The sequence below is a fragment of the Cypionkella sp. genome, assembly GCF_028290025.1.
Taxonomy (GTDB): Bacteria; Pseudomonadota; Alphaproteobacteria; order Rhodobacterales; family Rhodobacteraceae; genus Cypionkella.
Genome location: NZ_JAQGKQ010000015.1, coordinates 81,830 through 96,580, shown reverse-complemented (window position 1 = coordinate 96,580; position 14,751 = coordinate 81,830). Strand labels below are relative to the sequence as shown.

The following is a 14,751-nucleotide window of genomic DNA, read 5'->3' as shown; positions in this document are numbered from 1 at the left end:
GGCAAAAATAATCCCGCCGGAGGCTCTGACGACAGCCTTCAAGCGCGCAAACCTTAACGAGCGGTAAACGCCCCAGCTAACCCGTTGTTTCAAAAATATTAAAGCAGACGCCCACACGTGGACACGCCGAAAACCCTCAGCCTAAAATCGCCAAAACGTAATTTTGCGTCTCATTATAAGGCGGCACCCCGCCATGCTTTTCAACCGCCATCGGCCCGGCATTATAAGCAGCCAAAGCCAGCTTCCACGTGCCAAACCGATCATACATCATCCGCAAATACCGCGCCCCACCCTCAAGGTTCTCACCCGGATCGTTGATATCCACCCCCAACCGATCCGCCGTCCCCGGCATCAACTGAGCCAGCCCAGTCGCCCCCTTGACCGACACAGCACCCGAGTTCCAACCGCTCTCCTGCTGCACCAGCCGCAAGAAAACATCCTCCGGCACGCCATGCTTCTTAGCCGCCGCCTTCGCGACCTCAAGATACGCGCCCTTATACTTGCCGCTGAACCGCTTCACCGGAGCATCCATCCCAGCCGCCGCCTCGCCCTTCTTGAAGTTCGGCTTCAACCGGTCCGAACCTTCATACTCCACCGCCAACCGCCCATCCAACAGCGCCATCTGCGATTTCATCATCGAAGCCCGGTTCTTCTTAACCCCGCCCAGCCTCAAAGCCTCAGCCTGCACCATCACAGGCGCCGCCAATGCCAAGGCTGTCGAAATCAAGACCGTCAAAACCAAAGGCGAAAATCGCATAATAACCCTGTCTAAACCCAATCAAAACTCGCGACACTATAGCCAAGTTTTACGTCCGGTGCCAGCCTCGTGATGGAACCCGACCTGCTCCGATAGGCGAAGGTCTGCCGCAGGCCCACATGCTGCCCGGTTGCGGGGCCAGAACGGGCAGTCTATAGAAATTATTAACCACTTGGCGGCAATGCTGTCAGGCGAAAATGGAATCATGGAGAATCTGATGGCAGGCTCGGTCAACAAGGTGATCATCGTCGGAAATCTGGGGCGTGACCCGGAAGTGCGCAATTTCCCAAACGGCGGCAAAGTCGTCAATCTTCGCATCGCCACTTCGGAAAACTGGCGCGACAAGCAAAGCGGAGAGCGTAAAGAGCGCACCGAATGGCATTCAGTCGCAATTTTCAACGAAGCCTTGGGCAAAATCGCTGAGCAATATCTCAAAAAAGGCTCCACGGTTTATATAGAGGGCCAGTTGGAAACCCGCAAATGGCAAGACCAATCCGGGGCCGATCGCTATACGACCGAAGTGGTGCTGCGCCAATTTAACGGCAACCTCACTCTGCTGGGCGGTCGCGATGGCGGCTCAGGAGGCGGTAACGCCCCTGACGATCGTGGTGGTTACGAAGATCAAGGCGGCGGCGGATCTTCGGGCGGCTCAGGCGGCGGTTACAGCCGTGGTGGTTCTGGCGGCGGCGGCTATGGCGGCGGCAGTTCGACGGGCGGTTCTGGTTCGACTGGCGGTGGTCGCTCAGACATGGATGATGAAATCCCGTTCTAAGCATAACAACGCAAGCTTGTGTCCAGCGCAGACCGCAACCGCGGCATTGATGTCTTGAAGCTGATCTTGGCCTTTATGGTCGTCGGCATTCACGCCAACCCATTCAGGCCATTTGGCCACACCGCCGTTCTACTCACCGGCGACGGCTTATTTCGCGTGGCTGTGCCGGTGTTTTTGCTTTTCAACGGCTATTTCCTGCAAGCAGCGGTGCTGAAAGGCAGTGGCTGGGCTTATGTTTGGCGCGCGGCCCAACTTTACGTGCTGTGGATGCTGCTCTATGCGCCGCTGTATTGGACCAATTTGCTAACCCGGACGCCTTGGCAAAATGTGCGGGCATTGCTGTTTGGCTACTGGCACCTTTGGTATCTGGTGGGCATGGCGATGGCGGCGGCGCTGATCGTAGCTATTGCCAACTGGTCAAGCCGGGCGCTTACTGCGCTGATGCTGCTTACCTTTATCGGGGGTATTGCCATCACTTACGGTATGGCTTGGGACATTATCACACCCAACAGCGCGATTTTCTCTGACCCGCTGCTGCCCGCCCGCAACCCCTTGCTATTGTGTTTGCCGTTCATGCTGGCCGGTTTCCTGGTCCGGCGCGAAGCCGTTGCTGATCATCTGAACACCAGCTGGTTGCAAGCGGCATCGGCTTTGGGATTGGCTTTGGTGCTGTTTGAGACGCTATTTTTAGAGAACTTTGCCCCGAATGGTGTGGCGCGCGACAACTTGGCCGCCCTTGGATTGGCTGCGCCTTCGCTGATGCTGTTGGCGCTGAAAGGCCGCAGCATGGTGAAAGACCGCAGCTTAGGTGACTACGCCTCGGGGGTTTACTTCATCCATGTCGCGATCTGTGCTGCGCTGTTTCGCTACACCGACCTGCCCCGCCCGCCGATCTACATCGCTGCCGTGCTCGGCGCGCTGTTGCTGACTTGGGCAATCCGGCGCGCAGGGCTGGCGCGACGTCTGTTTTAGCAGCAGGTGGCAAAACTGAGGGTCTGGGATAGTTCCGTCAAAACCCCACGCTTCCACTGGACCTTACGGCCACGATTCCCTATATAAATACTCAACTAACCGCGTGAGCATGCCATGAATCAGCCACCAGACCAGATTGAGGGTGCGCCCCTGATCCGCCCTTCCTCCACTGAACACGCTTTGTATGACCAGATCGTCGAAGCCTGTCGCACCGTCTATGACCCTGAAATTCCAGTGAATATCTATGATCTGGGCTTGGTCTATACCATTGATATCTCGCCCGAAAACTCGGTTGAGATTTTGATGACATTGACCGCTCCCGGCTGTCCGGTAGCGGGTGAAATGCCCGGTTGGGTGCAAGACGCGGTGGAGCCTGTCGCTGGTGTCAAAGAGGTTAAGGTCGGCATGACCTTTGATCCGCCGTGGGGCATGGAAATGATGTCGGATGAAGCGCGCCTAGAACTCGGCTTTATGTGACCAACTAAATCGCTTAGCTTGCCACCAGTTAGGCCAGAAGAACATCTTGTCCTGCCGTCTCAGCAAGCCTATCTTGACGCTATAGCGTAAAGGAACTCCCCATGTTCGGCATCCCCGGCAAAGCCGCCCTCACCCTGACACCCGTTGCGGCTAAGCAAATTGCGCGGCTGATGGAAAAGCAAAACTCGCAGGGTTTGCGCATTGGCATCAAAAAAGGCGGCTGCGCGGGAATGGAATACACCATGGATTACGTGGCTGAGGCCAATCCGATGGACGAAGTGGTAGAGCAAGACGGCGCACGCGTGCTGATCGCCCCGATGGCGCAGATGTTCTTGTTCGGCACCGAAATTGATTACGAAATGGACCTGCTGCACGCAGGCTTCAAGTTTAATAACCCCAACGTGGCGGAAGCCTGCGGTTGCGGCGAAAGCATCAAATTCATAGACGCCTGATCTGCTAGGGCGTCAAACTTGCCGAATTGCGATTGCTTGCACCTGTCGTGATCCGCCATTCTTGATCTTAGTTATCTTGGGCACTTGATCTTTTTGTGCTATCGGAACCTCCCTCCCCCGGAAATCTCCGCGCCCTATCGGATCACGCTCCCAGTTCCCACTCGCTCCCATCCGGCTGATCTAATCGCGCGGCTTACGCCGCAAGCCTTTTAAGCGCTTACGCGCGGCGGGTTCGCTGCCCAATCGCCACGGAAATTCCGCACAGATCCGCGCCCTGCCCCTTCCCCTTGCCGCGCCAGTTCGCTACCCCTAGCGCACGCCGTTTGCCATTGGGGAAACTGCGGGTTTCACCAAGGGGGATGCGATGAGAAAGTTGGCCGCTGGCAACTGGAAGATGAACGGCAACCGAGCCGCTTTGGCCGAAGTTGCGGCCCTGCTTGCCGCCCATCCCACCCCTGCGTGCGACATGCTGCTGTGCCCGCCGACCACATTGCTGGCCCAAATGGCCGCCCTCGCGCAAGGTTCGGCCCTCAAAGTCGGCGGCCAAGATTGTCACCCGAAAACCTCTGGCGCGCATACAGGCGATATCTCGGCGGCAATGCTGGCTGATATTGGCGCGTCCTACGTGATCCTAGGCCACTCAGAACGCCGCGCCGATCATGGCGAAACCGACGCGCTGGTGCTCGCCAAAGCCGAAACTGCCATAGCCGCCGGCCTAATTGCCATCATCTGTGTCGGCGAAACCGAAGCGCAGCGCGACGCGGGTCAAACCCTCGCAGTGATCGGTGCGCAGCTTGACGGCTCCGTCCCCAAAACCGCGCCCGCCGCCACCCTCGTGCTGGCCTACGAGCCAGTCTGGGCCATCGGCACAGGCCGCACGCCGACTTTAGATCAAATTGCCGAAGTCCATAGCTTCCTGCGCGCCCGCCTCACCGCCCATATTGGTAGGGAGGCTGCCAATACCCGGCTGCTTTACGGTGGCTCGGTCAAACCATCCAACGCCGCCGAAATCTTCGCCGTGCCGGACGTGGACGGAGCACTCGTCGGCGGTGCCAGCTTGAAAGCCGCTGATTTCGGCGCAATCGTCGCGGCACTTACATGAGCGCGCCCAAAGGCTTGCTCGCGGCCAATTTGGTTTGCATGATTTCGATGGTGGTTTGGGCGGCAGGTCTGCCCGCCAACGCCATCCTGTTGCCGCTGCTGCCGCCACTGTCGCTGTCTGCGGCGCGGTTCGGCATGGCCGCCGCCGCATTGCTGCCGCTTTGGGTTGCGGTTGAGGGTTTTGGCGTGCTGCGCGGCGCGCAATGGCTGAAGGGCATCGCCGTCGGCGGCATGATCGGCATCGGCGGGCTCTGCGTGATCTTGGGCCAAAGCCTGACCGATGCAGTCACCGTAGCGGTAATCTCGGCCACCATGCCCGTCGTCGCCATCGCGATTGAGGTGGTGCTGGACGGTCGCCGCCTGACACTCGCGATCGTCGCGGGCCTCGCACTCGCAGTGGTCGGCGGCATCATCGCCTTGGGCGGCGGTGTGGATGGCCTGTCACTCGGCCTCGGCGCGCTGATCTGCTTCGGCTCGGTGCTGTTTTTCACCTTCGGCTCACGCCTGACCGTCACTGCTTTCCCGGTGCTCACCCCCTTGGGCAGAACAGCGGTCACTTTAACGGGAGCCGCGATTGGCACGATTATTATCGCGCTAGTGCATGCAGTAAGATTTCTCCCAATGCCAGATTTCGGTCAAATAGGCCCCGGCGAATCGGGCATGATGATGGTGCTTGCAGTCCCCAATTTCGGCCAATTAGGCCCACGCGAATGGGGCGCGCTGGTGGTGTTCGCTGTCGGCTCCTTGGCGGTCAGCCAAGTGCTGTGGATCATCTCAGTCGGCAAACTTGGCATCGGCTTGGCAGCACTGCACATCAACGCGGCCCCATTCTACGTGATGCTGATCCTGTTCGCCTTCGGTGATCCGTGGAACTGGCAACAAGCTTTCGGAGCAGCCATTGTCGGCCTTGGCGTTTTGGTCGCACAAGGCATCATTCCGTTGCAACGAAAACCCATAGCTGTATGAAAACCCATAGCTCTATGAAAACACTGCACCAATCGCCGCTGGACCCGGCCTTCGTGCAAAACCCCTACCCGTTTTACGAGACGGCGCGCGCGCAAGGCCCGTTCTTCAATTGGGCCGAATACAACATGGCCTGCACCGGCAATGCCGCAGCCGTAAACGCGATCTTCCGCGATCGTCGGATGGGGCGCGAAGCCCCTACCGAACTCGCACCGAAAATCCCCGACCACCTGAAATCGTTCTACGCTGTCGAGGCGCATTCGATGCTGGAACTTGAACCGCCCCGCCACACCCGCCTGCGCGGCCTAGTGCTGCGGGCTTTCACTTCACGCCGCATCGCCGCCCTGCTGCCCGAGATTGAATCGCTCACCCACCAGCTGATCGACGGCTTCCCCGCAGGCCCGTTCGATCTGCTCGCACATTTCGGCCAGAAACTCCCCGTCATCATCATCGCGCGCCTACTTGGCGTGCCGGAAGACATGTCGGGCGACCTGCTGAAATGGTCAAATGCGATGGTCGGCATGTATATGGCCGCTCCAGCCGATCCCATAGCACGCCGCGCCCGCGAAGACCGTGCGATTGCGGCGACCGAGGCTTTCGTCGCCTTCATGCGGCAATATGTCGAGGCCCGCCGCCAAGACCCACGCGATGATCTGATCACCTCTCTGATCGCCGCCGAGGAAGCGGGTGAGAAACTCACCACCGATGAGCTGATCACCACCTGCATCCTGCTGCTGAACGCTGGCCACGAGGCCACCGTTCACACCATCGGCAACGGCGTCAAAACTCTGCTGGAAACCGGCCATATCGTCACGCCCGACAATGCCACCACCTGCATCGAGGAAATCCTGCGCTTCGACCCCGCCCTGCATATGTTCACCCGCTGGGCCTATGAGGATGTCGAGGTGATGGGCCACATCTTCCATCGCGGCGACCAAGTGGCCCTGCTACTGGCCGCCGCCAACCGCGATCCCGCCACTTGGGAAAACCCCGATCAATTCCAGCCAAACCGCCCGTCCAAACCGCATGTCAGCTTCGGCGCGGGCCTGCATTTCTGCGTCGGCGCTCCCTTGGCCCGGCTGGAATTGCAAGCAGCTCTAACCATCTTATTCCAGCGACTGCCCAAACTGCGCCTTACCGAAGCGCCGGTTTATGGCGACGTCTATCATTTCCACGGCCTGACCAAATTAATGGTGCAATCAGATTAGGGGCCTGCCCCTCGCCTTTCAGGCTTACCCCGGAATATTTACACCAGTATGAAAGCCGCTTTTGTTACCAGCTTTCGCATTGGCTCAAATATCCTCGGGGGTGAGGCGAAGCCGAGTGGGCGGAAAGCCCCCTGAAATTCGCGCTATCGAATTTCGCCCCCGCTACAGCGGCAAAACCGTCGTCGCCTTAATTTCTTCCATGCTCAACAACGCCGTCACATTATAAATCTTCACCTCAGAAATCAGCGCCTGATAAAACGTATCATAGGCCCGCGCGTTTTTCACCCGCACCTTCAGGATATAGTCAATATCCCCCGCCAAACGATGCGCCTCCAGCACTTCCGGGCGCGACTGCAGCACATGCAGAAACTTGCGTTGCCAGTCGGCTTCATGCTCCGAGGTGCGGATCAGCACGAAGAAACACGCCTCTAGCCCAAGGCTTTCGGCGTCGAGCAAAGCGGTTTGTTTCAGGATCACCCCTTGTTCGCGCATCCGGCGAATACGGTTCCAAACCGGAGTCTTCGACGACCCAACTTTGCGCGCGATTTCATCCAAGCTCTGCTCGGCATCCTCTTGCAACTCTGCGAGAATTTTCCGATCCAGATCATCCAAGTGGGCTGCCATTCGCCGGATACCTTGTTATAGAGAAATTCATTCTAATCCGCCAAACTATCGGAACATTCTTCCTTATCCGCAAGGGGTACTGGCTATAATAGGGGAAAATATCCTATATTAGACATAGAAATCAGTGAGAGTGCCATGACCAGTCTGCCCTCCTTTGCGCCCGCCGCAGTTCACGTCACTTTTGTCGGCGCTGGTCCGGGTGCGGCGGCGCATCTGACGCTCGCCGCCTATGCGGCGTTGCAGGCCGCCGATGTGGTGATCCACGACCGTTTGGTTTGCCCCGAAGTGCTGGCGCTGATCCCGGCGCATGTGACCAAGATCGACGTTGGCAAAGAAGGTTTCGGCCCCTCAACCACTCAAGAAACCATCAACGCCACGCTGGTCGCCCATGCCCAAACCGGTGCCAATGTGGTGCGCTTGAAGGGTGGCGATTGCGGGATTTTTGGCCGTCTGGATGAGGAAATTGAGGCGCTTGAGGCCGCTAATCTCAGCTTTCGCATCCTGCCCGGTCTGACTGCGGCCACTGTCGCCGCTGCCGATATCGGTCAGTCGCTGACCCGGCGCGGTCGCAACGCCAGCCTGCGCATCCTGACCGGCCATGACATCGCTGGCTTTGCCGAGCAAGATTGGCGCGGCCTTGCCCGCCCCGGTGAAGTCGCCGCAATCTACATGGGCAAAAAGTCGGCTCGCTTCATCCAAGGTCGCTTGATGATGCACGGTGCCGCCGCAGATACCGCGATCACCCTGATCGAAAACGTCTCACGCGCCGATGAACGGGTGTTGCCCGCAACCCTCGCCACCCTACCTGAAGCCGCAAGCGCCCTTGCAGGCCCGGCTGTGATCCTTTACGGCCTCGCGCCAAGGCGCGCTGCTGCCACATTGACCGCATTAAAAGGGGCACAAGCATGAGCCGCCAGTTTACCCCGAAAGTCGTCACCGCCAATGATCTGCGGGAAGGCGATGTGGTCTATCTCACCGCCGATGACCGCTGGAGCCGCCTGCACCATGAGGCCGAGTTGATCGAAGACGAAGCCCACGCGCAAATCCGCCTGCTTTTCGGTGCCGCCCAACGCAATATCATTGTCGGCGCTTATCTGGCGGATGCCAAAGCTGGCCCGAATGGCCCCGAGCCGGTGCATTTCCGCGAAGCTTTCCGCACCCGTGGCCCGTCGAACTACCCACACGGTAAACAAGTCGATTTAGGCAAGCAAGCTGACGGCAAGCAAGTGGATCTCACCAATGTATAGCTATTCCGATTTCGACGAATCCTTCGTCCGCGCCCGCGTTGCGCAATTTTCCGATCAGGTCGGCCGCCGTCTCGATGGCAGCCTGACCGAGGATGAATTCCGCCCGCTTCGCCTGATGAACGGCCTGTACTTGCAACTCCACGCCTACATGCTGCGCGTCGCGATCCCCTATGGCACGCTGAACCCACGCCAAATGCGTCAACTCGCGTTGATCGCCGACACTTGGGATAAAGGCTACGGCCATTTCACCACCCGGCAAAACATCCAGTTCAACTGGCCGAAACTGCCCGACGTGCCTGCGATCCTGTCGGCTTTGGCCGATGTCGAAATGCACGCGATCCAAACCTCTGGCAACACGGTCCGCAACGTCACCGCTGACCATTTTGCAGGCGCTGCCGCGGATGAGATTGAAGACCCCCGCCCCTATGCCGAGCTTCTGCGCCAATGGTCCACCGACCACCCCGAGTTCCAATTCCTGCCGCGCAAGTTCAAGATCGCCGTCACTGGCAGCCCCAACGACCGCGCCGTGACCAAAGCGCATGACATCGGCCTGCGCATGACACGCAACGATGCGGGTGAGCCGGGCTTTGAAGTCATGGTCGGCGGCGGTCTTGGCCGCACCCCGATGATCGCCTTCACGGTGCGCGACTCCCTGCCGGTCGCTGACCTTTTGCCCTACGTTGAAGCTGTGCTGTCGGTCTACAACGTGCTTGGCCGCCGCGATAACAAATACAAAGCCCGCATTAAGATCACCGTGCATGAGACTGGCCGAGATGAGATTTCCCGGATGATCGAGGAACGCTTCCTTGAAACCCGCCCGCAATTCGGCGGCGCTGACCAAGCTTTGCTTGACGATATCCGTGCCGCCTTCGCGCCGCCTGCTTTCCGCAATGCGCCGACCGATGGCTATGATGCGTTCTACAAATCCGACCCGATTTTCCGCGCTTGGGCCGATACCAACCTCGCCCAGCACCGCAATGCCCAATACGCCATCGTCACCATCTCGGTGAAAGCCCACGGTGCCACCCCCGGCGATGCGACCTCTGCCCAGATGCGCGTCATGGCGGACCTTGCCGAGAAATACGGCCACAACGACCTACGCATCAGCCACGAGCAGAACGTGATCCTGCCGCATGTCCATAAATCCGACCTTCCGGCGGTTCATGCAGCCTTAAGCCAAGCAGGCTTAGGCACCGCCAACGTCGGCCTGCTGTCCGATATCATCGCCTGCCCCGGCATGGATTATTGCGCCCTCGCCACAGCCCGCTCCATTCCGGTCGCGCAAGAAATCGCGCTGCGGTTTGAGGAATTGAGGCTGGAGCATGACGTAGGCCCGCTGAAAATCAAAATCTCCGGCTGCATCAACGCTTGCGGTCACCACCATGTCGGCCATATCGGCATCTTGGGCCTCGACCGTGCTGGTGTTGAAAACTACCAGATCACCCTTGGCGGTGACGGCACCGAAACCGCCGCCATTGGCGAGAAAACTGGCCCCGGTTTTGCCTATGATGAGATCGTCCCCGCCATCGAACGCATCATCCGCGCTTACCTCGAAATCCGCGAGAACCCTGCCGAGACCTTCCTGCAAACCTACCGCCGCACCGGCTTTGCGCCGTTCAAATCAGCACTTTATGGTGCCGAAGGCGGCCGTGATGCCGCGTGATTTTCCGTCAGGCTCGGTTGCCCAGCGCGTCGCTGTCTTAAACGCGCGCTACAAACACCACGCCGCGACGTCGGTGTTGGAACATGCGTTGAAGGACGATGATCTGGGCCGCGTTGCCCTTGTGTCGTCGTTCGGTGCAGAATCCGTAGTGCTGCTGCATCTGGTCTCGGTGATCGCCCCGGAAACCCCGGTGCTGTTCGTCGATACCCGCATGTTATTTCAGGAAACCCTCGATTATCAACGTGAGCTTGCAGAAAAGCTCAACCTATGCGACGTCCGCACCATCCGCGCAGCCCTGCCGCGTTTGCAGTTTGAAGACCCCGACAACACGCTGCACCAGTTTAACACCGACGCCTGCTGTGCTGTGCGCAAGGTCGAACCCTTAGAACGCGCCCTGACGCCGTTTGACGGCTGGATCACTGGCCGCAAGCGCTTCCAAGGCTCTACCCGGCAAGCGGTGGAGTTCTTTGAGGCTGAAGGCGACACCCGCATCAAGGTCAATCCGCTGGCGCATTGGGGCCGCGACGATCTGGAAGAATACATCGTCAACAACCGGCTGCCGCGTCATCCCCTAGTCGCCCAAGGCTACCCGTCGATTGGCTGCACACCCTGCACCAGTAAAGTAGCCCCCGGCGAAGACCCACGCTCGGGCCGTTGGCGCGGTCAGGAAAAAACCGAATGTGGCATCCATTTCATCAATGGCAAAGCCGTCCCGATCAGAAAGGCTACCGCAGCATGAGCGTTCTCGTCACCGATCAAGGCTTCGGCCCCGCCCCCGTAACCAACGCCGTGGCTTTGGCCGACATTGCGACCCACAAGGGCGAGGTTGACTTGTTGCAAACCGACCCGCCCGAGGCTCTGCTGCCCTACTTCAAAGACCTCACACTGATCCGCGTCGCCTTCCCGGCGTTTTCGGATGGCCGCGCCTTCACCATCGGACATCGTTTGCGTGCGCTGGGTTACAAGGGCCATCTGCGCGCCGTTGGCCCCGTGATCGCTGACCAGTATCCGATGGCGCGCCGCACCGGCTTTGACGATGTAGAAATCCCCGATGATCTCGCCGCCCGCCAACCCGAAGCGCAGTGGAAATTCCGCGCCGACTGGAAAGCCCATGATTATCAAGCCCGTTTGCGCGCCTAATCCCGCCGCCTAAATTATCCAAGCCCTAACGACCTCTCCCGAAAGACCAATCACAATGACCGACGCGACCGTGATCACCACCCCTTCCGCCAAGCCCGTGCTACCCGATGCTCAAACCGTCACGGCGGTGAAGCATTGGACCGACCGGCTGTTCTCGTTCCGCGTCAGCCGCCCGAAAACCCTGCGCTTCCGCTCGGGCGAGTTTGTGATGATCGGCCTGATGGGTGACACTGGCAAACCATTGCTGCGGGCTTATTCGATCGCCTCCCCCGCTTGGGACGATGAGCTTGAGTTCTACTCTATCAAAGTGCCGGAAGGTCCGCTGACCTCAAAACTCCAGCATATCCAAGTCGGGGATGAGATCATCCTGCGCCCAAAACCCGTCGGCACCCTCGTGCATGACGCGCTGCTGCCCGGCAAACGCCTGTGGTTGCTCTCAACTGGCACCGGGTTTGCCCCGTTCGCAAGTCTTTTGCGAGAGCCGGAAACCTATGAGAAATATGAACAAGTCATCATCATGCACACCTGCCGCGAAGTGGCGGAGCTGCAATATGGCCAATCTCTGGTCGAAAGCCTCGCTGATGATCCGCTGATCGGTGAATTGGTCGGCGACAAACTGCGCTACTACCCAACGACGACGCGCGAGCCCTTCCACCACATGGGCCGCGTCACCGATAACCTGCAGTCCGGCAAGGTCTTCACCGACCTCGGTCTACCCAGAATGAACCCAGAAGAAGACCGCGCAATGGTCTGCGGCAGCCTTGCCTTCAACGTCGATGTCAAAGCCATCCTCGAAGGCTTTGGCCTGCACGAAGGTGCCAACTCGGACCCGAAACAATTCGTGGTCGAGAAAGCCTTCGTCGGCGACGGGATCTAACTCAACGATTTCAGCCGTTTACCCCGCCGCAGTCTTTATGCGATCAACGAAGAATGCCTCCCGGGGGGATATCTAAGTCGTTATCAAAGCCCACCAAACATTAAAAAGCCGCGCTGGATCGCTCCAACGCGGCGTTTAATATGTCCGAGGACGGGCGCTTACAGGCCCAAAGCAGCTTTCACAGCCGTCAGAGTGGTCGCAACGATTGCCGGATTGGTCGCAGCCGCGTCAACGCTGGCATTCAGCGTGGTTTTGGTGGTGGCGTCCAACGACGACGCGTCGATCAAAGCTTTGACCTTTACCGCATCGAAGGTCGCAGGATCCAGAGCAGCCGCAGCGGTGGTTGTAGCGGCCGTTGCAGCTTCGGTCGTGGCAGTTGCAGCAGCGCCAGCAGCTTCAGTTGTGGCGGCAGCAGCGTCACTTGCGGCAGCGGTCGTCGCAGCAGCGGCATCGCTTGCAGCTTGCGTGGTCGCAGCCGCAGCAGCGGTTACAGCGGCAGCTGCGTCATCAGCGGCTTTCTTGGTTGCCGCAGCTGCATCAGTAGCAGCCGCTTCAGCAGCTTTCGCTGCAGTTGCAGCAGTCGCTGCGGCTTCCTGATTTGGCTTCATGTAAACTTGATAATAGCCAGCACCAGCCAAAGCGATCAGCACGATGCCGATAAGGACGTTTCTGTTCATGTTTATTCTCCCATACCGAGTACCCTTCGGTTATCGGAGCCTATGACAGAATATCGTGCTAATGAAAAGACCTGCGCTGCGGCCCTGCGGCCACGCTGCCAACCATGCGCGCGCTTTGCGGCTTTTCAGGTTGAAGCTTGTGCCTCACAAGACTATCTTGCGCCAGCTTACAACCATTCAAAGGACCATCACCATAGCCCGCAGACCCCACAACGCCCCGCCGCAACGCGAAACTGGCCCACGCATCAATGATCGCATCCGGTCACCCGAGATTCGCCTTATTGGCGCTGACGGCGAAAATGTCGGCGTAGTCACGCCCGCACGTGCGATGCAAATGGCCGAGGAAGCCGGGCTTGATCTGGTGGAAATCTCACCGAACGCCGAGCCGCCCGTCTGCAAAATCATGGATTTCGGCAAGTTCAAGTATGAACAGCAGAAGCGTGAGGCCGAAGCGCGCAAGAAACAGCACATTATTGAGATAAAAGAGATCAAGTTTCGCCCCGGCACGGACACGCATGACTATGATGTGAAAATGCGCTCGGTGCTGAAATTCCTCGAAGAAGGCGACAAGGTGAAGGTCACCCTGCGCTTCCGCGGTCGTGAGATGGCGCACCAAGAGCTTGGACTTGAACTGCTGAACCGAGTCGCAGCCGACGTTGGCGAGGCCGGTAAAATCGAATCGATGCCCCGGCTGGAGGGTCGTCAGATGGTGATGATGGTAACGCCGAGGTAAGGCCGCACCATCTCAAAGGATATCAAGGGGGCCAGTGGCCCCCTTTTTCGTGGACAGCCCCGCCCCGCTCAAGCCCCTAGTTCGGCGCGAATATCTTCCAACCGCCGCTTTTGCTGGCCGTCAGCGTCGCAATTCTCCGCCGCGAGCCATGCTTCATATGCCGGCTTCAGTTTAACCCAATCTTTGTCGATCATCGCGAACCAAGCAGTATCGCGGTTCAGCCCCTTGACGACCATGTGCTGCCGAAACACCCCCTCCGCCTGAAATCCAAACCGCAACGCCGCTTGCTTCGACGGCGCATTGTCGTCATTGCATATCCACTCAAACCGCCGATAGCCGAGCGTGTCGAACACGTACTGCGCGAACAGATATAATGCCTCGGTCGCTGCGGGCTTTCGCGCCATCAGCGGACCCCAGTAGATGTTGCCAATCTCGACCACGCCATGCACCGCATCAATCCGCATCAGCGTCTGCCGCCCCGCCACCTTGCCGCTGGCCTTGTCGATGATCGCAAAGAAGATCGGATCTTCACTCTGTGCCACCTTCTCGACCCACCCGCCAAAGCTGGCCAAATCGCTTGGAGGAGCCTCAGGCAACCAAGTGAACCTAACATCCGCCTCTGCCGTGGCCGACGCCGCAAAAAGCTCGGCGGTGTGGCGCGCCTCCAGCTTTTCCAGCCGCACGAAACGACCCTCAAGCGTCAGAGCTTGCGGGCGCTGTCGCGGCGTCCAGTGCTGCATATTTTCGGCCATCTTGATGCTCCTTCGTGAATGACAGGGAACTTTAGGCCGATATCGCCCCCGTTAAACAGTGCCAGTCTGACCCACCCACATCGCCAGCTTCGCCGCAGTCAGCATATCGCGCCGGTTTTTTGATTAAATACGTCGCTCCGTCAGATGCGGTCCGCCGCCGCGCTTTCGCTGTTTGCGCGTGCAAATCAGCCGTCCGCCCAAAGAATTGGCGTTTTCCCGCGCATAACACGCGATTGTCACAGCCTGAAACCACAACAGGAATTGACCTTTGCGCCATCCTCACGCATCTCCCGGCACTGAAAGGTGCGGTGTCGCAGCACAAATTCCTTTGCAGTC

18 protein-coding genes are annotated in these 14,751 nt (G+C 58.9%); 14 read left to right on the top strand and 4 right to left on the bottom strand.

Annotation, left to right across the window (positions count from 1 at the left end):
- Positions 1-136: 136 nt before the first annotated feature.
- Complete coding sequence (locus JWS10_RS01995) at positions 137-691, bottom strand: lytic transglycosylase domain-containing protein (protein ID WP_299504315.1); 555 nt, start codon at positions 689-691, stop codon at positions 137-139.
- Positions 692-974: 283 nt separating this feature from the next.
- On the opposite strand from JWS10_RS01995, the gene ssb reads away from it, so the two are divergent.
- The 7 genes from ssb (at position 975) to JWS10_RS01960 (ending at position 6,702) form a co-directional block, all read left to right on the top strand.
- Positions 975-1,529 (top strand): single-stranded DNA-binding protein, encoded by a 555-nt coding sequence (ssb, locus tag JWS10_RS01990; protein WP_299504238.1) that lies wholly within the window; start codon positions 975-977, stop codon positions 1,527-1,529.
- Positions 1,530-1,547: 18 nt separating this feature from the next.
- Entirely contained in the window at positions 1,548-2,501 is a 954-nt protein-coding gene (locus JWS10_RS01985; RefSeq protein ID WP_299504237.1) for an acyltransferase, read from the top strand.
- A 114-nt stretch (positions 2,502-2,615) separates the two neighbouring features.
- Positions 2,616-2,978, top strand: coding sequence for an SUF system Fe-S cluster assembly protein (locus JWS10_RS01980; protein ID WP_299504235.1), 363 nt, complete (start codon positions 2,616-2,618; stop codon positions 2,976-2,978).
- 101 nt (positions 2,979-3,079) lie between these two features.
- Positions 3,080-3,430: an iron-sulfur cluster assembly accessory protein gene (locus JWS10_RS01975; RefSeq protein WP_299504233.1), complete on the top strand. Its 351-nt coding sequence runs from the start codon at positions 3,080-3,082 to the stop codon at positions 3,428-3,430.
- A 364-nt stretch (positions 3,431-3,794) separates the two neighbouring features.
- Positions 3,795-4,532, top strand: coding sequence for a triose-phosphate isomerase (gene tpiA / locus JWS10_RS01970; RefSeq protein ID WP_299504231.1), 738 nt, complete (start codon positions 3,795-3,797; stop codon positions 4,530-4,532).
- On the top strand, positions 4,529-5,497 hold the full coding sequence (locus JWS10_RS01965) for a DMT family transporter (protein WP_299504229.1): 969 nt from the start codon (positions 4,529-4,531) through the stop codon (positions 5,495-5,497). Before tpiA ends, JWS10_RS01965 begins: the two co-directional genes overlap by 4 nt.
- A gap of 14 nt (positions 5,498-5,511) precedes the next feature.
- The gene (locus JWS10_RS01960) at positions 5,512-6,702 is read left to right on the top strand and encodes a cytochrome P450 (RefSeq protein WP_299504227.1); all 1,191 of its coding nucleotides are present in this window, start codon (positions 5,512-5,514) and stop codon (positions 6,700-6,702) included.
- Positions 6,703-6,864: 162 nt separating this feature from the next.
- Here the strand turns inward: JWS10_RS01960 and JWS10_RS01955 are convergent, their stop codons facing one another.
- Positions 6,865-7,326, bottom strand: a complete 462-nt coding sequence (locus tag JWS10_RS01955; RefSeq protein ID WP_299483006.1) for an Lrp/AsnC family transcriptional regulator — start codon at positions 7,324-7,326, stop codon at positions 6,865-6,867.
- Between the two features lie 135 nt (positions 7,327-7,461).
- Between JWS10_RS01955 and cobA the strand changes: the two genes are divergently transcribed.
- From cobA to JWS10_RS01925, 6 genes are read left to right on the top strand one after another with little or no spacing between them, the layout of a single operon-like run.
- A complete protein-coding gene (gene cobA, locus JWS10_RS01950) occupies positions 7,462-8,235 on the top strand; it encodes a uroporphyrinogen-III C-methyltransferase (protein ID WP_299504225.1) in 774 nt (257 codons plus the stop codon).
- Positions 8,232-8,573 carry a DUF2849 domain-containing protein gene (locus JWS10_RS01945; protein ID WP_299504223.1) on the top strand — a complete coding sequence of 114 codons (342 nt, stop codon included), beginning with the start codon at positions 8,232-8,234 and terminating at the stop codon, positions 8,571-8,573. Before cobA ends, JWS10_RS01945 begins: the two co-directional genes overlap by 4 nt.
- Positions 8,566-10,236, top strand: a complete 1,671-nt coding sequence (locus tag JWS10_RS01940) for a nitrite/sulfite reductase (protein WP_299504221.1) — start codon at positions 8,566-8,568, stop codon at positions 10,234-10,236. Before JWS10_RS01945 ends, JWS10_RS01940 begins: the two co-directional genes overlap by 8 nt.
- The gene (locus tag JWS10_RS01935; protein WP_299504218.1) at positions 10,226-10,975 is read left to right on the top strand and encodes a phosphoadenylyl-sulfate reductase; all 750 of its coding nucleotides are present in this window, start codon (positions 10,226-10,228) and stop codon (positions 10,973-10,975) included. The genes JWS10_RS01940 and JWS10_RS01935 overlap by 11 nt, the downstream gene beginning before the upstream one ends.
- Positions 10,972-11,376 carry a DUF934 domain-containing protein gene (locus JWS10_RS01930; RefSeq protein ID WP_299504216.1) on the top strand — a complete coding sequence of 135 codons (405 nt, stop codon included), beginning with the start codon at positions 10,972-10,974 and terminating at the stop codon, positions 11,374-11,376. Before JWS10_RS01935 ends, JWS10_RS01930 begins: the two co-directional genes overlap by 4 nt.
- Before the next feature lie 55 nt (positions 11,377-11,431).
- Positions 11,432-12,253, top strand: a complete 822-nt coding sequence (locus tag JWS10_RS01925) for a ferredoxin--NADP reductase (protein WP_299504215.1) — start codon at positions 11,432-11,434, stop codon at positions 12,251-12,253.
- Between the two features lie 158 nt (positions 12,254-12,411).
- On the opposite strand, the gene JWS10_RS01920 is transcribed toward JWS10_RS01925, so the two are convergent.
- Entirely contained in the window at positions 12,412-12,930 is a 519-nt protein-coding gene (locus JWS10_RS01920) for a hypothetical protein (RefSeq protein ID WP_299504214.1), read from the bottom strand.
- Between the two features lie 193 nt (positions 12,931-13,123).
- Here JWS10_RS01920 and infC point away from each other — a divergent pair, with 193 nt between their 5' ends.
- Positions 13,124-13,663: a translation initiation factor IF-3 gene (gene infC / locus JWS10_RS01915; RefSeq protein WP_366943505.1), complete on the top strand. Its 540-nt coding sequence runs from the start codon at positions 13,124-13,126 to the stop codon at positions 13,661-13,663.
- A 68-nt stretch (positions 13,664-13,731) separates the two neighbouring features.
- Here the strand turns inward: infC and JWS10_RS01910 are convergent, their stop codons facing one another.
- Positions 13,732-14,415: a GNAT family protein gene (locus JWS10_RS01910; protein WP_299504212.1), complete on the bottom strand. Its 684-nt coding sequence runs from the start codon at positions 14,413-14,415 to the stop codon at positions 13,732-13,734.
- Positions 14,416-14,751: the final 336 nt, after the last annotated feature.